The following is an 18,725-nucleotide window of genomic DNA, read 5'->3' as shown; positions in this document are numbered from 1 at the left end:
CAGAAAGAGAAAGAGGGCCATCCTCGCCGTTTGCAGTGCTGGCAGATATGTCCCCCAGGGGACAGTTTTGCCACTCCCGTGCTAGCATCCTGCCATCGTGGGGAAGCCATTCCCTGACCCGGAGCCCATCGCCATGCCCCCGTCTCCTGCCACGGATACCCTGAGCCTGACCGCCGCCGTCGATGCCCTGCACGGCAGCGGCTTCCCGGCAGCCCTGGTGCGCCTCATCCAGCAACAGGTGGCATTCGACTGTGCCCTGCTGCTCGGGGTGGGGCTGCGCCCCGTCTACCTCTACGACAACCTGCATCATCAGCGGGCCCTATTGTTCGACCGCTACCTCACCCGCCACTTCAGTCAGGATCCCTTCATGCAGGCGCTGGAGCAGGGGCTGGGTGCCGGGGTCTGGACCCTGGCGCAGGTGTCACGGGGGCGGCTCGACCCCGAGTATCGCCACCACTTCTATCAGGCCACCGGCTGGCAGGAGGAGGTGGGGCTGATCCTGCCGGTGCGCGGCGGCCTCACCCTGATGCTGTTTCTGGGCCGCCTCGACAAGCGCAGCTCCCTCAGCCGTGACGAGCTGGCCAGGCTGGAGGCACTGTTCCCGCTGGTGCACTCCCTGTGTCGCCAGCACTGGCGGGAAGAGACACCCCGCCTGGCTCGCAGCCCGGCCAGGTCAGATGGCACTGACCTCAAGGGGGCGGTGGAGCAGGCTATCGCCAGTGTGGGGGGAGATCAGCTAACCCGGCGGGAGCGCCAGGTGGCGGGTTTGCTGTTGCAGGGGCTGGATACCGAGGCCATTGCCGATGCACTCGGCATCGGCAGCGGCACGGTGAAGAATCACCGCAAGCACCTCTACGCCAAGTTGAACCTGCACTCCCGGGCCGAGCTGTTCAGCTTCTTCCTCAATCACCTCATCACGGCGCCAGCCGGCGCGCCCCCATAACGACACCACCCCGCCGGGGCGGGGTGGTTCAAACCATGGGCAACGCCGTCAGATGCGGCCCTGATAACGCAGCGGGAAGCGCCCCTGCCCATCGGGCTGGCCGAGGAAGGGGAGCCCCTGTTTCATCTGGTCCGGCAACTCGGGACCCGGTTTCAGGGTGCCCTGGAACAGGTACTGGCGATTGGCCTGCAACTCCAGCTTGCCCAGCACCTGCACCGCCTCCGAGCCCTGCTTGATCTCGGCCACCAGCCGGGAGTCGAGACAGGTGAGCGTGATCTCGGGATCCCCCAGGGCCAGCTTGCCCGCCGGGGTATCCGCCTGTGCGTCATACCAGTGAAGCTCCCCGTAAAGGTTGTCGCACCAGGGATTGCCCTGGGCAAACTGGTCGATCTTGAGCTGCAACTGGCCCGCCGCCGTCAGCGGGAAGGGGGGTCTCATCGGCACCCGCTCCAGCACCCAGGGGGCAGGCGCATTCAGGGTGATGTCGCGCCCGAAAGCGGCACCGTTCCAACCCAGGATCCCCTGCCCGTTGAGTCCGCTGCGCTCGCCAAAGCGCACCGACACCTCGGGCGCCAGCCGCAGCAGAGACCAGCCATCGAGATCCCAGCGCAACTGGGTGAGGGACTCGCTGGCATATTGCACCCGGGCGGCCTGACCGCTCCAGAGGGTGCCGCTCACCCCCTCCAACCGCACCAGATTGGGGGGCAGCGGCAGATGGCGCACCACCAGGGATGCTGGCAACTGGGCCAGCAGGAAACCGAGATAGGCCAGCAGGAAGAGACTGGCGATCACTATTTTTCGCTTCATTGGGAACGACTCAACTGCAAACGTCTGACCTTGACCAGCCCGGGGGCCAGCCCCTCGCGGGCCAGCTCGATGATCTGCACCTGGACGCCGTATTGATCCGAGAGGGTCGCAAGCCAGATCAGCAGATCATCGAACGGCACCGTGTCTATCCAGACCTGCAGCTCCTGACCCTGGGGCTGCAAGCGGGCAATCTTGATCTTCTGGTTGAAGGCGGTGCGGTTCACCACGCCGTCCAGGGTACCGCCGGTATCGATCTGGCGCCCCTGTCCCCCCTGCATCGCCAGCACCTCCTGTCCCTTCTCCTTGAGCCAGGCCAGGGTCTGCTGCTGGTTCACCACCTGCCGCTCGCGCTCGGCAATGCGATTTGCCACCGGCTGCCAGATCGCCCAGTAGAAGAGCCCGATGAGCAGCACGCTGCCCCCCACCGCCACCAGCCGCTGCTCGCGGGCACTGATGCCGCGCCACCAGCTCTGCAGTTTGTCCATCATGACGACCTCCCCTTGAGCACCAGCGCCCCTTCGACCTTGCCTTCGGTGCTTCGCACCTCACCCTGCTGCACCTCGAAGCGCTTGCCCGCCAGCTCGCGGAAACGTTCGATCTCGGTGAAGCCGGGGGCCGTCACCTGCAACCTCAGCTCGCCCCGGGCTGCATCGAAGCGCAGCACCTCGGGCTTGAGGCCGGGCACCTCGGCAAACACCGGGGCCAGCTCGGTCAGGAGCAACAGGACGCCATCCTGGGGAGCCTGCCCCAACTGCTGGAGGTGCTGGGTCATCTGGCTGCGCACGTTGACGATCCGCGTCTCTCCCGGGAAGATCCGGGTGTAGACCTGCCGGATCTCCGCCTTGAGGGCCTTGTCCTGTTCCGCCAGCTGGTGCAGATGCACACCGCGCTGCACCAGGGCCACCAGCAACAATACGCCTGCCAGCACCGCCACCTTGCGCCACTGCAACCAGTAGCGGGCGTATTCGGTCTGGGGACGATAGGGCCCCTGCAACAGGTTGGCCTGGCAGGTCAGCGCCCCTTTCGCCAGCAACAGCATGGGCAGTTCCGGGTCAGCCCCCTGCCAGTTGCCCGCCGCCATGGCGGGGATGGGAGTATGGCAGTGAAGGGTGACGGGTTCGGTCTGCGCTGCCAGCAGCATGGCCAGCAGGGATTCCTCCGCCACTATGCCCTGACGGGGGCCCTGGCGGACCAGCCACTCCTCCCCCAGCTGCAGGGCTGACCAGCCATCGGCGGCGAGCGGCAGCGCCAGCACGTCGGGCAGCAGGTGCAGGGTCTTGAGCCCTGCCTGCTCCAGCCAACCGAGCCAGGAGTGCATCTTCCCCTTGTCCACCGCCATCAGATCCACCTCGCGGCCCTGATGGCCGAGCACCACCAGGTGCAGATCGTCCACGTCTGAGGCGATCTGCTCCTCCAGCAGATAGGGCAGGGCCGCCGCACTCTGGCGGCTGTATTTGCCCGGCAGATTGACCCGCCGGAAGATAAGATCGCTGCCGGGCACCAGGGTCACCACGGGGCGACCACCGGCACGCTCCTGCAGCTCGCCGAGGGCGTGCGCCGAGGCCAGGATGCCGGAGGCGATGATCTCCTGCTCCTGCGCCGACCAGACCAGCCAGTGCACTGGCTGCTGCGCATTGGTCCCCAGACGGATGACCAGACTCTCGCTCACTAATGTCTCTCCTGCCATGCCCGCTCCTCCCTCAGGGGGGCGAGCGCACAGCCATGGGTTGCAGTCCAATCGGGGGATGCGCAGGGTAGCTGAACCGCCCCACGCCCCCTTGTTATTCGGCGCCGCCGCTCAGGCGACGCAGCATCACCAGCTTGTTGTCCTTGCCACGCTGGAAGACGGTCTCAAGCCTGGCGCGGGTCTCCCCCACCTCCGCCAGCAGGCGGGCTTCGAAGAAGCTGCTCTTGATGTCCAGGGCGCCATCCAGCCCGGTGATGGCACCCGGCTGAACCTGCAACTGCTCCGTCATCTCCTGTTTGTTCTTCCACCCCTTCTTGGGGCGGCTGGTCAGCACCCGCTTGGCATCGTCCAGCCCGATCTTCCCCTGGTAGAGCCCCACCAGCAGGGCCGCCTGCTCCGGCCGGATGGTGTTGATGTTCACCACCAGCTTGTCATTGGGCAGGGAGCACACATAGGGGGCCAACCGGGCGTACAGGCTGGCGCTCACCCCGCGCACTGCCCGCAATTCGTCGGTGCCCAGCATCCGCTGGTTAGCCACCAGGTAGGGAGGATTGAGTCCCTCGTAGTAGGCATCCTCGGCCCCGTTGCTCGAGACCAACTGGGTATCCTTGTCGGTCCAGTCGCGGATGGCGTCCGTCAGCTGCACCGCTTCGTAATCATCCACCTCGAGCTGGGCGAGCAGGGCCCGGAACACCTTGAACTGGTAAGGCTGGGCGTCGAGATCGTCGCCGTTCTCCCCCTCCTTGAGGGGCACGCTCAGGCTGTTGAGGTTGAAGCAGGATTGCAGATCCCGTACCCGGCCCGAGAGAGTGCCATCCTCCACCGGGAAGACCCCGTCCTCCCGCGCCCAGTTCTGTCCCAGACTCACCCGATCCGGGTCATCCTTGAAGTCCTGGTTCAGCACCTTGATCACCAGGGCCTCCGCCGACATGGCATACCACCAGGCCTGCTTGCCCAGGGTGAGGTTGGCGGTGCGACGCAGCTCCAGTTGCAGGCGGCCGCTCATGTTGCTGGCGACGATCACCATCACCGCGAGGATGAGCAACACCACCAGCAGGGCCATGCCCCGCTGTCTGCCGGGGGCCAAAGGAGGGCGGGGGCGCTTAATTGCCATTGTCCGCCCTCTGGCCACCAGCACAGATCAGGAACTGGCGACGTCGAATAGTGCCGTCATCCTCCGTGACGGACAGGGGAAAACGACGATCAGTTACCATTCTCTGCCCTCTGGCCACCAGCACCGATCAGGAACTGGCGACCTCGAATAGTGCCGTCATCCTCCGTGACGGACAGGGGAAAACGGCGATCAGTTACCATTCTCTGCCCTCTGGCCACCGGCTCCGATCAGGAACTGGCGACGGATGGTGCCGTAGTCTTCAAGCTCCAGCTCCACCGCCAGCCCGTAGGGCAGCAGGTCGCGCTGGGTCCACTCCTCCTTCCACTGTCCCTTGTCGTAGAAATAGAGGCGCAGCGCCGTCACGCCGGTCAGCACGGGCTGAATGCGCGGCTCGGTGCCAATGGCCGGATCCGGATAGAGGTAGCTCAACCGCTCCAGGGTCTGCCCCTTGAGACGCCAACCCACCCGTTGCAGGCCGGAGCGCGGCAATATGCCGTCCGGATTGAGCCAGCCGCCGCGAATGAAGGCCATGCCCCAGTCGTCGCTCTGCTGGCCGAAGCGAGACGCCGCCAGCAGCACCTTGTTGTTCTCGCCGTCGATGCGACCGCTGCGCGGCACCATCTGGGTGACGTCCCGCTCCAGCAGGCTGAAGGCGAGCTGCAGTTCCGAGAGGCGGGCCTCCTTGCGCTTGGCCACCTCGTCGCTGGTCAGCACCCCTTGCAGCACCTGATAGGCACCCAGGCTCAGGGTGGCGAAGATGGCGATGGCCACCAGCATCTCAAGCAGGGTAAAGCCGCGGTGGTGCGATGGGTGGGTGTTGCTCTGGATCATCGGCTGACACCGGCTCCGGATCATGGACGCACGTTGATGAATGTTCATCGGCTGAGATAGGTCCGGATCATGGCCACCGGGCTCTCGGCCTTGGGCGCGGTGCGCACTTCCATGTCCAGCGCCCTGAAGTTGCTGTCCGCCGTGGCGACGCCGCGATAGCGCCAGTACCAGGTCTGCCCGGCCATCTCCTCGTCCCCTTCCACCCAGCTGTCTCCCGGCCACTTGCCTTCGAGCTTCTGCTGCACCAGCTGATTCTCCACCACCCAGGTCGCCAGGGTCTTCTGCTCCAGATAATTGAGGCCGGCCAGGTGTTCGCTCGCGGTCTTCATCACCGCCAGCCCGGCGATGGCAAACACCGCCAGGGCCACCATGACCTCCAGCAGCGTCATGCCGCGCACCTGGGCGGGGCCGCCCGACAGAGCGGTGCGACGCGCTAGAGCGCCCCCTGCGGGCCTGGTGCTCCTCACTCTTCTTCCTCTTCATCCTGCAACAGGGAGAGACGACCGAACTCGTCCCCCCTGACGGTGCGCAGGTAGTGCAGATCCTCGTCCTGCTGGCTCAGGGTCAGCACGAAGGGAGAGAGCTCTCCCCCCGGAAAGACCAGGATCTGGGGTGTCCGCTCGCGCTCGTCCCGACCCTGCTCCTGGCGTTCGTCCGACGCAGTACGCCAGTTGAAACCTTCCAGCTCCACCGCCAGGGTCATCCCCTCCGGCAACGTCACCGGCCCCAGCAACTTGTCACCGGTCAGGGCGCGCCACTTGCGATCCTTGGGATCCCGGGACATAAACTGCCAGCCGTTCTCCTCGACCCGCAGCCCCAGCAGCCTGCCATCCATCACCGAATACTCCTGGGCCTGCTGCAGGGTCGCCATGAAGCGGCGCGCCTGCTTGTCGAGCTCCCGATCCCCCCTGGCGCCCCCCATGCTGAGGGTGACGGCGGTCGCCACCAGTCCCATCAACATGGCGACCAGCAACACTTCCAGCAGGGTAAAACCGGCCTGGTGACGGGCAGAAGAGGCCACCTTCATGCAGGCAGCCCCGGGGTGGCGCAGTGAGCACGACGCGGCGGAATCACTTATTGGAAGTCCTTCAGGTTCCAGTTGCCGATGTCGTCATCGGTCCCGGCTTCGCCGTCCATCCCCATGGAGAAGATGTCGATCTTGCCGAACTGGCCCGGGCTCAGCAGCTGGTACTGGTTGCCCCAGGGATCCTGCGGCAGGCGCTTGATGTAGCCCCCTTCACGGTAGCTGCGCGGCTCAGGGGATGCGGTCGGCTTGTGGACCAGGGCATCCAGCCCTTGCTCGGTGGTCGGGTAGCGGTTGTTGTCCAGCTTGTACATGTCGAGGGCGTTTTCCAGCGCCACTATGTCGGAGACCGCTTTTTGCTGATCCGCCTTCTCCTTGTTGCCCATCAGGTTGGGCACCACCAGGCTGGCCAGGATCCCCAGGATCACGATGACCACCATCACTTCCAGCAGGGTAAAACCCGATTGACGACGCTTTTGCATGACTGACTCCCTAACGAAATGAGATGGCATGAGCCATCAACGATTAACTGTTAAACCACGATCGTTCGATTGAATTTGCAGGTTCGAATGGCGAAGCCTATTCGGGCACCCGACCCTCACAGATTCACCATGTTGTTGAGCTCCAGGATCGGCTGCAGGATCGACATCACGATAAACAGCACCACCCCGGCCATGGAGACCACCAGCATGGGTTCGAACACCCCGAGGGCGATGTTCACCTGGGTTTCGAACTCCCTGTCCTGGTTGTCCGCCGCCCGCTCCAGCATGCTGTCGAGCTCGCCGCTCTGCTCGCCCGAGGCGATCATGTGCAGCATCATGGGCGGAAAAATTCTGGTTTCATCCAGCGACTTGCGCAGGCTGGTCCCCTCCCGCACCCGCTCGGTGGCCTCACCGATGCGCATGCGGGCATAGTCGTTGGAGAGCACTTCGCCGGCGATCTTCATTCCCTCCAGCAGGGGGACGGCGCTGGCGTTGAGGATGCTCAGGGTGCGGGCAAAGCGGGCGGTGTTGAGACCGCGGCTGACCCGACCGATCACCGGCAGGCGCAGTATCACCTGGTGCCAGCGACGACGACGCTTGTCGTCGGTCAGCCACCAGCGCCAGATCAGGCCGCCAATACCAAGGAGCAGCAGGAACCAGAGGCCATAGTGCTGCAACAGCTCGCTGGTGCCGATGAGGAAACGGGTGGTGCCCGGCAGTTGCTGGCCCATGTGTTCGAACTGGGCCACCACCTTGGGCACCACGGCGGTGAGCAGTATGGAGATGACCCCCACCGCCACCAGGGTGAGGACGATGGGATAGATCATCGCCTGCAGCAGCTTGGTGCGCATGTGCTGGCGCTGCTCGGTGTAATCGGCGAGACGGTTGAGCACCTTCTCCAGGTGACCGGACTTCTCGCCGGCCGCCACCATGGAGCGGAACAGCTGGTCGAACACATGGGGGAAGGCCCCCAGCGAATCGGCCAGGGAATACCCCTCCACCACCTTGCTGCGCACCGTCGCCACCAGGCTGCGCAGGTGGGCCTTCTCGCACTGCTCGGCGACCGCCTTGAGGGCCTCTTCGATGGTGAGACCGGCCCCCACCAGGGTCGCCAGCTGGCGGGTGATGAGGGCCAGTTCTGCGGTGGAGGCACCACGGCGAAACAGCACGAAGCGGTTCGCCTCCCGCTTGGCCTTCTCGGTGGTCTCGTTCACCTCGAGGGGGGTCAGCCCCTGCTCGCGCAGCAGCTGGCGCACCTGGCGGGCGGAATCCCCTTCCAGCACGCCGCTCTTGTTGCGCCCCTTGCCGTCGAGAGCCTTGTATTCAAATGCCGCCATCTCAGTCTTCCCGGGTCACGCGCAGCACCTCTTCGAGGCTGGTCTGCCCCTTGAGCACCTTGTCGATGCCGTCGCGGCGGATGCTGGGGGTGTGACCCCGGATCAGCCGCTCGATGGCGAGCTCGCCGCTGGCGCTGTGGATCGCCTCGCGCACCGCCTCGTCCACCACCACCAGCTCGTGGATGCCGGTCCGGCCGCGATAGCCGGTGTGGTTGCACTGCTCGCAGCCCACCGGACGCCAGATCTGCTGATCCGGCGCAAGCTCGATGCCCATGGCAACACGCTCCTGCTCGGTGACAGGGTGCGGTGCGCGGCAATCCGGGCAGAGGGTGCGCACCAGCCGCTGGGCCAGTACCGCCAGGAGCGACGAGGAGAGCAGGAAGGGCTCGATCCCCATGTCCCGCATCCGGGTGATGGCGCCGATGGCGGTGTTGGTGTGCAGGGTCGACATCACCAGGTGACCGGTGAGGGATGCCTGCACCGCGATCTGGGCGGTCTCGAGGTCACGGATTTCCCCCACCATCACCACGTCCGGATCCTGGCGCAGAATGGCGCGCAGGCCCCGGGCGAAGGTCATGTCCACCTTGCTGTTGACCTGGGTCTGGCCCACCCCTTCGAGGTCATATTCGATGGGGTCTTCGACGGTCAGGATGTTGCGATCCCGGGAGTTGATCTCCGAGAGGGCCGCATAGAGGGTGGTGGACTTGCCCGAACCGGTCGGGCCCGTCACCAGGATGATGCCGTGGGGCTTGCGAATGAGTTCGCTGATGATGTTGCGGTTGGCCAGCGTCATGCCGAGCTGCTTGAGCTCGAGGCGCACGTTGTTCTTGTCGAGCAGTCGCAATACCACCCGTTCGCCGTAGCTGGAGGGCATGGTGGAGACCCGCACGTCCACGGCGCGGCCGCCGATGCGCAGTGAGATGCGGCCATCCTGGGGCACCCGCTTCTCGGCGATGTCCATGCGCGACATGACCTTGATGCGCGACACCAGCAAGGAGGCGAGCTTGCGATGGGGGCGCAGGATCTCCCGCAGCACCCCATCGATGCGAAAACGGATCACCAGGGCCCGCTCGAAGGTCTCGATGTGGATGTCGGACGCCTCTTCTTTTATCGCCTCGCTCAACATGGCATTGATGAGGCGAATGATGGGGGCGTCGTCGTCGGCATCCAGCAGATCCTCGCTCTGGGGCAGCTCTTCGGCCAGGGCAAAGAAGTCCATCTCGTTGCCGAGATCCTCCATCAGCTGACGCGCCTCGGAGGAGTCACGCTGATAGTGGGCCATCAGGAGCGTTTCGAACTCGTCGTTGCCAAGCTGCTCCACCGCGAAGGCACAGCCCGCCACCCGTCGCACCTCCAGCAGGGTCTGGGGGGAGATCCCCTGACGACAGAGCAGCACCGGGGCACCCTGGCGCTCGGTCAGGATGGCCCCGAAGTTGCGGGCAAACGCGAACGGCAGTTCCGGCAGGGGAGCCGGCAGCTCGCTGCCATCGAGCTGGTAGGCGGCCATCAGGGCTTGCTCTGCACGAAGGGCTGCTCCTGCACCTGGGCGCGCACGCCGGTGGCGGTCGCCTGCTGCTGGGCCTGCATTCTCTGGATCTGCTGCTGCACCTCGGGGGACATCATCACGTCCTGGCCATAGGCGGGCAGCACCTGGCGAGCCGGCGAGGTGGCATAGCCCTCTTCCGCAGCCCGGCTCAGCTGTTCGGCCCTGAACAGGGTGTACTTGTTGCTGGAGACCCCGGAGTAGACATTGGCGTCACGCAATATGGTCGGGCGGATGAAGACCATCAGGTTGCGCTTGGCGGTGGAGGTCTTGGAGGAACGGAACAGGTAACCCAGTACCGGAATGTCCCCGAGCAGGGGCACCTTGGAGATCTGCTCCTGGGTCTGTTCGTCCATCAGGCCGCCCAGCACCACTGTCTCGCCGCTCTTGACCAGCACGGCGTTCTTCACGGTACGGGTATCGAAGGTGGGGCCCAGGTTGGCGGTCCCGGTCGCCTGCTTCTGTGCCACGCTGGAGACCTCCTGCTCGATGTTGAGCAGCACGGAATCTCCTTCGTTGATCTGGGGCGTCACCACCAGCTTGGTCCCCACCGTCTTGCGCTCTATGGTGTTGAACACCTGATCGCTGGTGGTGGAGCTCTGGGAGCCGCTCTGCACCGGCACTTCCTGACCGACGTTGAAGGAGGCCTCCTTGTTGTCCATGGTGACGATGCTCGGGGTGGAGAGAATATCGTTCTTGCTGTTGGTGGAGAGCGCCGTCACCAGCGCCGCCCAGTCCCCGTGATAGAAGCCTGCCGCCATGCCGCTGAAGCTGCCCGCCAGGGATGACAGGCCATCGGTGTTGCCGTTGTCTTTGTAATCCTTGGCGGCGATGGCCAGGGAGCCGATGGGCAGACCGGTGTCGGTGAACTGGGTGCCGCCGCCATTGGTGTTGGCCCACTGCACCCCGAGGTTCATGCCGTCACCATCCGATATCTCGACGATGATGGCCTCCACCAGCACCTGGGCACGGCGAATGTCGAGCTTGGCGATGACCTGCTCCAGCTCGGCCATCACGTCCGGCTGGGCGGTGATCACCAGGGCATTGGTGGTCTCGTCGGCGGAGATGGCGAGCTGGCCGCCGCCGATGCTGGCGCCGCCCGTGGCCGTGGCAGCCGCCCCGCCCTTCTTGTCGGCGGCGATGCTGGAGCTGACCCCCTTGAGGACGTCAACCAGATCCTTGGCCTTGCCATATTTCAGGTAGAAGACCCGGGTGTTGCCCTGGCTCTGCAGATCCCGGTCGAGCTGGCGCACCATCTGGATGATGCGGGCACGGGCCTTGGGCTCGCCGCTGATGACCACGGAGTTGGTGCGCTCGTCGGCCACCACCTTGGGGGAGAGCAGCAGCGAGGCGTTGGCCCCCTGATTGCTGCCATCCTTGTTGAGGTTGGTCACCAGCCGCACCATCTCGCCGGCGGAGGCGAACTTGAGCTTGATGACGTCCATGTCCTGATCCCCCGCCTTGTCCACCCGGCGAACCACCTCCACCAGGCGGTTGACCACTGCGGCGCGGCCGGTGATGAGCAGCACGTTGGAGGGCTCATAGTGGACCACGTTGCCGCCGCCAGCGTTGTCGTTGAGCTGACGCAGCAGGGGGGCCAGTTCACGGACCGAGACATTGCGCACCGGTACCACCCGGGTCACCATCTCGTCACCCACGCCGGGGTTGGTGTCATCCACCACGGGGATGGCCGAGGTCTTGGCATCCTTGGAGCGCACTACCTTGAGCACGCCGTTGTTCATGGGCACCACGGCAAAGCCGTAAACGTCGAGCACGCTCAGGAAGAACTGGTAGTACTGATCCTCGTTGAGCAGGTCATAGCTGCGCACGTTGATCTTGCCGCGTACCGATGGCTCTATGATGATGGTTTTGTTCAGGTTCTTGCCGACCGTGTTGATGAACTCCTCGATGTCGGCGTTCTTGAAACTGGCGGAATACTCGGTGGCCCAGGCAGAACCGGCCATCATCAAGGCTGCCGCCATGGTGGCCAGACGCCAGCCCTTCCCTTTATTTGTCATTCTTGGTGCTACTCCAATTCATTATTCTGACAAGCCGACATAGACGTCGTAGAGCTGTCCTTGCCGCTCGACGGTGACGGTCATTTCCGTGGCGCCCGCCACCTGCTGCATCGCCTGCATGGCCTGGGCGTTGTCACGCAGATCCAGGCCGTTGATGCTGACCGCCAGATCGTTGGCGACCAGTCCGAGTTGATTGAACAGTTCCGGATTGCGACCCGGGTTGAGGCGATAGCCGGTCATGCGACCGTCCACCCGGACCGGAGAAATATTGAGGTAATCGGTGATCTTGCCCGGGTTGCCCAGCAGTTCGCTGCGCACGGAGGAGAGTCCCTCCTGGCGGGCCGGTTTGGGCAGGGGCTTGCCATACTCTTCCCCGTCCAGCATCAGGGTCTCGTCACGGCCGTCCCGGGCGATGATGACCCGATCGGCAAACACCTGGCGTATCCTGGCCTGGGTACCGTCGATGTAGTCCCCGATGCCGTAAGAGTTCTGTGTCCCGTTGTGGGCGATGATGGCGATGGACTTGGCGGGATCCGAGCTTGCCAGCACCCCGTTGAGCTGGGCGTTGAGCTGGGTTTTCGGGGCATCCACCGCCACCGTCTCTGCCGCCTTGTCCGCCTGGGGTTGCAGCGCCTTGCCAAAGAGAGAGAGGCGGCTGAGGTTGCCAAGATCGAGGCGATCGCCACCACTCCCCTGCACCGAGGGGACCGAGGGTTGCCAGGGGGTCAGGGGAGCGGGCTGGGCCAGTTCGTACAGGCGCCAGGTGAGCACGGCACACTGCTGAGCCAGCAACAGCAGCAGAAGCCAGAACAGGGGCTGGCTGAAACGGGAGAGCGGCATGGCCTTGCAGCGAGCCAGAAGGGAAGTCAACAAATCATCCCTGAACGGTAGCGTCATCTTTCTCAAAATTGTCTGGCATCCAAGTCGGTTGGCTATTGTGTACGGCAATGGACCCAGAGACAACCGACCGGATGGGACCAAGGGGTGAAAATTCAGTTTCCGTCACACCCGGATGCCCCCTGTTTCTATCCCGGGGCCCGCCTCTGGTATAATCAGGCACCTTTTCAGCCATCCCGGAGCCGATCCATGTCGAATCCAGCACAAAGCAGCACCCAGGTCCGTCTCGACAAGTGGCTGTGGGCCGCCCGCTTTTACAAGACCCGCAGTCTGGCGCGGGATCAGATCGACGGCGGCAAGGTGCACTACAACGGCCAGCGCACCAAGCCGGGCAAGGCGGTCGAGGTCGGCGCCCTGGTGCGATTCTGGCAAGGCCAGGACGAGCGGGAGGTGCGGGTGCTCGAGGTGAGCGAGCAGCGCAAATCCGCCCCGCTGGCCCAGCAACTCTATGAAGAGACAGAGGCCAGCCTGAAGAAACGGGCCGAAAACAGCGAAGCCCGCCGCTTCAACAGCCAGTTTGCCCCAAGCCCGGAGCGCCGACCCGACAAGCAGGAGCGACGCCAGCTTATCCGGGTCAAGCAATCCTAATCCGCGTCTGTGGCCCCTTTATGACGACAGGTGGAGGAATTAGTTCCTAACCACCTGTTTAACAATGTGTTTATTTTTCCCCAAGAACATCCTAGGAAACCATGATGAGTAACCAAGACCTCCTGTATCGCTATCTGTTCGAAGAGTACGAAGTGCGTGGGGAGCTGGTCCAGCTGGATCGTACCTACCGCCACATCATCGACGCCCAGAACTACCCGGTACAGGTGCAGCACCTGCTGGGCGAGCTGCTGGTTGCCACCAGCCTGCTGACCGCCACCCTCAAGTTCGAAGGCTCCATCACGGTGCAGCTGCAGGGGGACGGTCCGGTGCGTCTGGCCGTCATCAACGGCGACAACAACCAGCAATTGCGCGGCGTGGCACGCTATGAAGGGGAATTGCCGACGGACGGCAAGCTGCAAAGCCTGATCGGCAACGGCCATCTGGTCATCACCATCACTCCGGATCAGGGAGAGCGCTATCAGGGCATCATCGCCCTGGAGGCCGACACCCTGGCGGCCTGTCTGGAGCACTACTTCGCCCAGTCCGAACAACTGGCCACCCGCCTCTGGATCCGCACCGGCCACCACGAGGGCGAGCCCCGTGCGGCGGGCATCCTGCTGCAGGAGCTGCCGGCCCAGAGCGAGGATCACAGCGAAGATTTCGACCACCTGGTCCAGCTCACCACCACCATCAAGGACGAAGAGCTGTTCGGTCTGGACGCGGAAGAGATCCTCTACCGCCTCTACCACCAGGACAAGGTACGGGTGTTCGATCCCCAGGCCATCGAGTTCCGCTGCACCTGCTCCCGCGCCCGTTGCGAAGGGGCCTTGCTGCAGATAGACAAGGAGGAAGCGGTATCCATGGTGCAGGAGCTCGGCAAGATCGACATGCACTGCGATTACTGCGGCGCCCACTACGAATTCGACGGGATAGACATCGAAACCCTGTTCAGCAGGGCTCCCGGTAATGATGCAAACCAGTTACACTAATCAAAGGCGGGCAAAACCCGCCTTTAACTTAAATAACAAAAAAATACCCTATTTTATAAAGTTTGATGGCGATCGCTAAAAACTACCACCTAGGTGGTAGCATGAACGTCAGATAGAACCCTACACACCTCTGAACCCAGGAGAATACAATGACAATCGTGGTAGAACCCACCCTGGCCCAACAACTGAAGCTGGACCAATACGGTATCAAAAACAGCCAGGAAATCGTTCGCAACCCCTCCTATGAGCAGCTTTTCGCTGAAGAGACCCGCTCAGACCTTGAGGGCTTCGAACGTGGCGTCGTCACCGAGCTTGGCGCCGTCAACGTCAACACCGGCATCTTCACCGGCCGCTCCCCTAAAGATAAATATATCGTCAAAGATGCCACTACCCAGGATACTGTGTGGTGGTCTGACCAGGGTAAAAACGATAACAAGGCGATTACCCCGGAAGTGTGGTCACATCTGAAAGGGCTGGTCACCAAACAGCTCTCCGGCAAGCGTCTGTTCGTGGTGGACGGCTTCTGCGGCGCCAACCCGGACACCCGCCTGGCAGTGCGCATCATCACCGAGGTGGCCTGGCAGGCGCACTTCGTGAAGAACATGTTCATCCGCCCGAGCGAAGAGGAGCTGAAGACCTTCAAACCGGACTTCGTGGTGATGAACGGTGCCAAGTGCACCAACCCGAACTGGAAGGAGCAGGGTCTCAACTCCGAGAACTTCGTCGCCTTCAACATGACAGAGAAGATGCAACTCATCGGCGGCACCTGGTACGGTGGCGAGATGAAGAAGGGCATGTTCTCCATGATGAACTACTTCCTGCCCCTGCGCGGCATCGCCTCCATGCACTGCTCCGCCAACGTGGGCAAGGATGGGGACGTGGCCATCTTCTTCGGCCTCTCCGGCACCGGCAAGACCACCCTCTCCACCGATCCCAAGCGTCAGCTGATCGGCGATGACGAGCACGGCTGGGATGATCACGGCGTGTTCAACTTCGAAGGGGGCTGCTACGCCAAGACCATCAAGCTCTCCGAAGAGGCCGAGCCGGACATCTACCACGCCATCCGCCGCGATGCGCTGCTGGAAAACGTGACCGTGGCCGCCGATGGCACCATCGACTTCGACGACGGTTCCCGCACCGAGAATACCCGGGTCTCCTACCCCATCTATCACATCGACAACATCGTCAAGCCGGTCTCCAAGGCGGGTCACGCCACCAAGGTGATCTTCCTGACCGCAGACGCCTTCGGTGTGCTGCCCCCGGTCGCCAAGCTGACCAAGGAGCAGACCAAGTACCACTTCCTGTCCGGCTTTACCGCCAAGCTGGCCGGTACCGAGCGCGGCATCACAGAGCCGACCCCGACCTTCTCCTCCTGCTTCGGCGCGGCTTTCCTCAGCCTGCACCCGACCAAGTACGGCCAGGAGCTGGTGAAACGGATGGAAGCGGCAGGGGCTGAAGCCTATCTGGTCAACACCGGCTGGAACGGCACCGGCAAGCGGATCTCCATCAAGGATACCCGTGGCATCATCGACGCCATCCTGGATGGTTCCATCGAGAAGGCGCCAACCAAGGTACTGCCGGTGTTCAACCTGGAAGTGCCGACCGAGCTGCCGGGCGTCAACCCCGCCATCCTGGATCCGCGAGACACTTACGCCGACCAGGCCGAGTGGGATGCCAAGGCCGTCGATCTGGCCGGGCGCTTCATCAAGAACTTCGAGCGCTTCACCGACAACGACGAAGGCAAACGCCTGGTCGCGGCGGGCCCGCAGTTGTAAGAAACGCGCCTCGCGTCTCACAATCCCGTACCGGTCAGCCCTGCTGGCCGGTATTTTTTTGGCCGATGCGCGGCATATGGCTCCCGCCAAGCCTTGCCTTGACGGCCCTTGCGCGTTAGATTCAGCCAAACTTTATACAATATACAATTTTGCAACCTGCCCGTGACCCCAGCATGACCCCACCTTACAAGACCCGAACCCAGATGGTGATGGAGAACCTCCGCGGCCGGATATTGCGTGGCGAGTTTGCTGCGGGCGCCCCCCTGCGCCAGGACGCCATCGCCAAGGAGCTGGCGGTGAGCCGCATCCCGGTGCGGGAAGCCCTGATGCAACTGGAAGCTCAGGGGCTGGTGAAGTTCGAGGCCCATCGCGGCGCCGTGGTGACCATGCTGGATGCCTCGGCCATCGAGGAGCTCTTTTATTTGCGGGCACTGCTCGAAGCCGATACCCTGTTCCACGCCGTCGACCTGATGACGGAGGAGACCTTCGCCCAGGCGCAAGCCATCCTCGCCCAGTTTGATCTGGCGCTGGAGTCTGGCACCCAGATCGAACACTGGGCTGAGTTGAATCACCGCTTTCACGCCACCCTTTACCAGGCAGCCAATCGCCCCCAGGCACTGGAACTGATCGCCCAGATCAATCTGAGCTGCGACCGCTATGTGCGTTTCGAACTGCTGTTCGCCCAAGGCGGCGTGGACAAGGCCGAGCGGGAGCACGCCCGACTCCTTGAACTGTGCCGCGCCCGGCGCAAGCACGAGGCAGTGGTACTGCTCAAGCAACACATCGAGGCGGCAGGCCAATCGATCAGACAGATCCTGGCAAGCGGCCACCATCAATGAACACTCACATCACCACAAGCTGGCAATAACGACATGAACCATTTCGAGATTATTGAAACCCGCGTCGCCCAGGTCAGGGCCACACTGGCCACGCTGGAACTGGACGCCTTCATCGTTCCCCACGACGACGAGCATCTGGGGGAGTACATTCCCGCCTATGCCGAGCGGCTGGACTGGATCACGGGTTTCAACGGCTCCGCCGGGCTCGCCATCATCATGGCGCATCGGGCGGCCCTGTTCATCGACGGTCGTTATACCGTGCAGGCGCGCATGCAGGCGCCGGCCGAGCTGTTCGAGTTTCTCCACCTCAATGAAGACCCCCACGTGCAGTGGCTGGCGGAGCAGTTGCCCTCAAGCTCCCGGGTCGGTTTCGATGCCCGCCTGCACAGCCTAGCCTGGTATCAGAACGCCAACGCCGTGCTGGCCGATCACGGCATCGAGCTGGTGCGCATCGACGAGAACCCCATCGATCTGCACTGGAGCGATCGTCCCGCTCCGACCAAGAGCCCTGTCATCCTCTACAGCGAGGAGCTGGCGGGCCAGTCCAGCCAGGCCAAGCGCGAAATGCTGGCCAGCGATCTGCGCAAGCGCGGGCTGGATGCGGTACTGCTGACCCAGGCCGAGCCCATCAACTGGCTGCTCAACCTGCGTGGTCGCGACGTGGAACGCCTGCCGGTGGTGCTGGGCTTTGCGGTGCTCTACGCCAACGCCACCATGGATTTCTTCGTCGATACCGACAAGATCGACTGCTTCGCCTTCAGTCAGCACGTGGGGCAGGATGTCTCCGTCTACCCCATCGACAAGCTGGGTGACGTGTTGCAGCGCATCGGCGAGGATCAGCAGAAGGTGCTGGCCGACCCCAACACCGCCAACGCCTGGACCCAGCTCGTGATGGAAGAGGCAGGCGCCATTCTGGTGGCCGGCCAGGATCCCACCATGCTGCCCAAGGCGTGCAAGAACCCCGTGGAGCTGGCCGGCATGCGTGCCGCCCACCTGCGCGACGGCGTTGCCGTCACCCGCTTCCTGGCCTGGCTGGATCGCCTGATCGCCAGCGGCGAGTTCGACGGCGTGGACGAAGGCACCCTGGCCGACCAGCTGGAAGCCTTCCGCCACGAGCAGGAGCACTATGTGGAGCCGAGCTTCGACACCATCTCGGCACTCGGCCCCAACGCCGCCATGTGCCACTACCGCCACACCAACGGTACCCCGCGCACCTTCGGCCAGGACAGCATCTATCTGGTGGACTCCGGCGCCCAGTACCTGGACGGCACCACCGACATCACCCGCACCGTCAAGGTGGGTGAGGTGACCGACGAGCACAGGGCCATGTTTACCCGGGTGCTGCAGGGTCACATTGCCCTGGATCAGGCCCGCTTCCCCCGCGGCACTGCCGGCATCCAGCTCGACGTGCTGGCCCGCATGCCCCTGTGGCAAGCCGGCTACAACTACGACCACGGCACCGGCCACGGGGTCGGCCACTTCCTCAGCGTGCACGAAGGCCCGCAGCGCATCGCCCCCAAGGGCAGCCTGGTGGCCCTGCAGCCGGGCATGGTGCTCTCCAACGAGCCGGGCTACTACCGGGAAGATGCCTTCGGCATCCGCTGTGAAAACCTGGTGGTGGTGACCGAACAGGAGGCCCGTGGCGAGCTGCCGATGCTGGGCTTCGAGCGACTGACCTATGTGCCGTTCGACATCCGCCTCATCGATCGCAGCCTGCTGAGTCCGGCGGAGTTCCGCTGGATCAACGAATACCATGCGGAGGTCTACCGCCGTCTGAGCCCGCTGCTGGAGGGCGAGGATCTCGCCTGGCTGGAGCAGGCGACCAGCCTCCTCTGATGACACAGGGCCTGC

The 18,725-nt window shown here is 63.8% G+C and carries 18 protein-coding genes and 2 pseudogenes; 6 read left to right on the top strand and 14 right to left on the bottom strand.

Annotated features, from left to right (window positions below; translation table 11 throughout):
* The first annotated feature begins 133 nt into the window (after positions 1 to 133).
* Positions 134 to 943, top strand: coding sequence for a helix-turn-helix transcriptional regulator (locus tag AB5Y80_RS20415; RefSeq protein WP_010675715.1), 810 nt, complete (start codon positions 134 to 136; stop codon positions 941 to 943).
* Between the two features lie 48 nt (positions 944 to 991).
* On the opposite strand, the gene exeN is transcribed toward AB5Y80_RS20415, so the two are convergent.
* The 14 genes and pseudogenes from exeN to exeC all read right to left on the bottom strand — a co-directional run bounded on the left by exeN (position 992) and on the right by exeC (position 12,659).
* Positions 992 to 1,750 carry a GspN family type II secretion system protein ExeN gene (exeN, locus tag AB5Y80_RS20410; protein WP_368173458.1) on the bottom strand — a complete coding sequence of 253 codons (759 nt, stop codon included), beginning with the start codon at positions 1,748 to 1,750 and terminating at the stop codon, positions 992 to 994.
* Positions 1,747 to 2,238: a GspM family type II secretion system protein ExeM gene (gene exeM, locus AB5Y80_RS20405; RefSeq protein WP_010675717.1), complete on the bottom strand. Its 492-nt coding sequence runs from the start codon at positions 2,236 to 2,238 to the stop codon at positions 1,747 to 1,749. The genes exeN and exeM overlap by 4 nt, the downstream gene beginning before the upstream one ends.
* A complete protein-coding gene (exeL, locus tag AB5Y80_RS20400) occupies positions 2,235 to 3,419 on the bottom strand; it encodes a GspL family type II secretion system protein ExeL (RefSeq protein ID WP_080767872.1) in 1,185 nt (394 codons plus the stop codon). The genes exeM and exeL overlap by 4 nt, the downstream gene beginning before the upstream one ends.
* Positions 3,420 to 3,531: 112 nt before the next feature.
* Complete coding sequence (gene exeK, locus AB5Y80_RS20395; protein WP_041211861.1) at positions 3,532 to 4,551, bottom strand: GspK family T2SS minor pseudopilin variant ExeK; 1,020 nt, start codon at positions 4,549 to 4,551, stop codon at positions 3,532 to 3,534.
* Positions 4,541 to 4,615 (bottom strand): annotated as a pseudogene (locus tag AB5Y80_RS20390) (type II secretion system protein GspJ); the annotation flags it as partial. The gene exeK and the pseudogene AB5Y80_RS20390, both read right to left, overlap by 11 nt.
* A gap of 25 nt (positions 4,616 to 4,640) precedes the next feature.
* A pseudogene (locus AB5Y80_RS20385) lies at positions 4,641 to 4,715 on the bottom strand (type II secretion system protein GspJ); the annotation flags it as partial.
* 25 nt (positions 4,716 to 4,740) lie between these two features.
* The gene (exeJ, locus tag AB5Y80_RS20380) at positions 4,741 to 5,382 is read right to left on the bottom strand and encodes a GspJ family T2SS minor pseudopilin variant ExeJ (RefSeq protein WP_041211717.1); all 642 of its coding nucleotides are present in this window, start codon (positions 5,380 to 5,382) and stop codon (positions 4,741 to 4,743) included.
* A gap of 44 nt (positions 5,383 to 5,426) precedes the next feature.
* The gene (gene exeI / locus AB5Y80_RS20375) at positions 5,427 to 5,771 is read right to left on the bottom strand and encodes a GspI family T2SS minor pseudopilin variant ExeI (protein WP_039040586.1); all 345 of its coding nucleotides are present in this window, start codon (positions 5,769 to 5,771) and stop codon (positions 5,427 to 5,429) included.
* Between the two features lie 74 nt (positions 5,772 to 5,845).
* The gene (gene exeH / locus AB5Y80_RS20370; protein WP_010675722.1) at positions 5,846 to 6,409 is read right to left on the bottom strand and encodes a GspH family T2SS minor pseudopilin variant ExeH; all 564 of its coding nucleotides are present in this window, start codon (positions 6,407 to 6,409) and stop codon (positions 5,846 to 5,848) included.
* 47 nt (positions 6,410 to 6,456) lie between these two features.
* Positions 6,457 to 6,888, bottom strand: a complete 432-nt coding sequence (exeG, locus tag AB5Y80_RS20365) for a GspG family T2SS major pseudopilin variant ExeG (RefSeq protein WP_368173457.1) — start codon at positions 6,886 to 6,888, stop codon at positions 6,457 to 6,459.
* Between the two features lie 116 nt (positions 6,889 to 7,004).
* Complete coding sequence (gene exeF, locus AB5Y80_RS20360) at positions 7,005 to 8,225, bottom strand: GspF family T2SS innner membrane protein variant ExeF (RefSeq protein ID WP_039040588.1); 1,221 nt, start codon at positions 8,223 to 8,225, stop codon at positions 7,005 to 7,007.
* Between the two features lies 1 nt (position 8,226).
* On the bottom strand, positions 8,227 to 9,732 hold the full coding sequence (gene exeE, locus AB5Y80_RS20355) for a GspE family T2SS ATPase variant ExeE (RefSeq protein ID WP_042014784.1): 1,506 nt from the start codon (positions 9,730 to 9,732) through the stop codon (positions 8,227 to 8,229).
* The gene (exeD, locus tag AB5Y80_RS20350; protein WP_010675726.1) at positions 9,732 to 11,786 is read right to left on the bottom strand and encodes a GspD family T2SS secretin variant ExeD; all 2,055 of its coding nucleotides are present in this window, start codon (positions 11,784 to 11,786) and stop codon (positions 9,732 to 9,734) included. The genes exeE and exeD overlap by 1 nt, the downstream gene beginning before the upstream one ends.
* Positions 11,787 to 11,807: 21 nt before the next feature.
* Positions 11,808 to 12,659, bottom strand: a complete 852-nt coding sequence (gene exeC, locus AB5Y80_RS20345) for a GspC family type II secretion system variant ExeC (protein ID WP_272941405.1) — start codon at positions 12,657 to 12,659, stop codon at positions 11,808 to 11,810.
* Positions 12,660 to 12,872: 213 nt separating this feature from the next.
* Between exeC and hslR the strand changes: the two genes are divergently transcribed.
* The 5 genes from hslR (at position 12,873) to AB5Y80_RS20320 (ending at position 18,710) form a co-directional block, all read left to right on the top strand.
* Positions 12,873 to 13,271, top strand: coding sequence for a ribosome-associated heat shock protein Hsp15 (gene hslR / locus AB5Y80_RS20340; protein ID WP_010675728.1), 399 nt, complete (start codon positions 12,873 to 12,875; stop codon positions 13,269 to 13,271).
* 104 nt (positions 13,272 to 13,375) lie between these two features.
* Positions 13,376 to 14,260, top strand: a complete 885-nt coding sequence (hslO, locus tag AB5Y80_RS20335) for an Hsp33 family molecular chaperone HslO (protein WP_010675729.1) — start codon at positions 13,376 to 13,378, stop codon at positions 14,258 to 14,260.
* Positions 14,261 to 14,409: 149 nt separating this feature from the next.
* Positions 14,410 to 16,035 (top strand): phosphoenolpyruvate carboxykinase (ATP), encoded by a 1,626-nt coding sequence (pckA, locus tag AB5Y80_RS20330; protein WP_219604395.1) that lies wholly within the window; start codon positions 14,410 to 14,412, stop codon positions 16,033 to 16,035.
* Between the two features lie 173 nt (positions 16,036 to 16,208).
* Complete coding sequence (locus AB5Y80_RS20325; protein ID WP_029314822.1) at positions 16,209 to 16,874, top strand: GntR family transcriptional regulator; 666 nt, start codon at positions 16,209 to 16,211, stop codon at positions 16,872 to 16,874.
* Between the two features lie 33 nt (positions 16,875 to 16,907).
* The gene (locus AB5Y80_RS20320; RefSeq protein ID WP_368173456.1) at positions 16,908 to 18,710 is read left to right on the top strand and encodes an aminopeptidase P family protein; all 1,803 of its coding nucleotides are present in this window, start codon (positions 16,908 to 16,910) and stop codon (positions 18,708 to 18,710) included.
* Positions 18,711 to 18,725 lie beyond the last annotated feature (15 nt).

This window comes from Aeromonas sp. R2-1, assembly GCF_040908425.1.
Taxonomy (GTDB): domain Bacteria; phylum Pseudomonadota; class Gammaproteobacteria; order Enterobacterales; family Aeromonadaceae; genus Aeromonas; species Aeromonas caviae.
The sequence above is the reverse complement of the archived record's forward strand: the minus strand, read 5'-3'. Positions and strand labels throughout refer to the sequence as shown.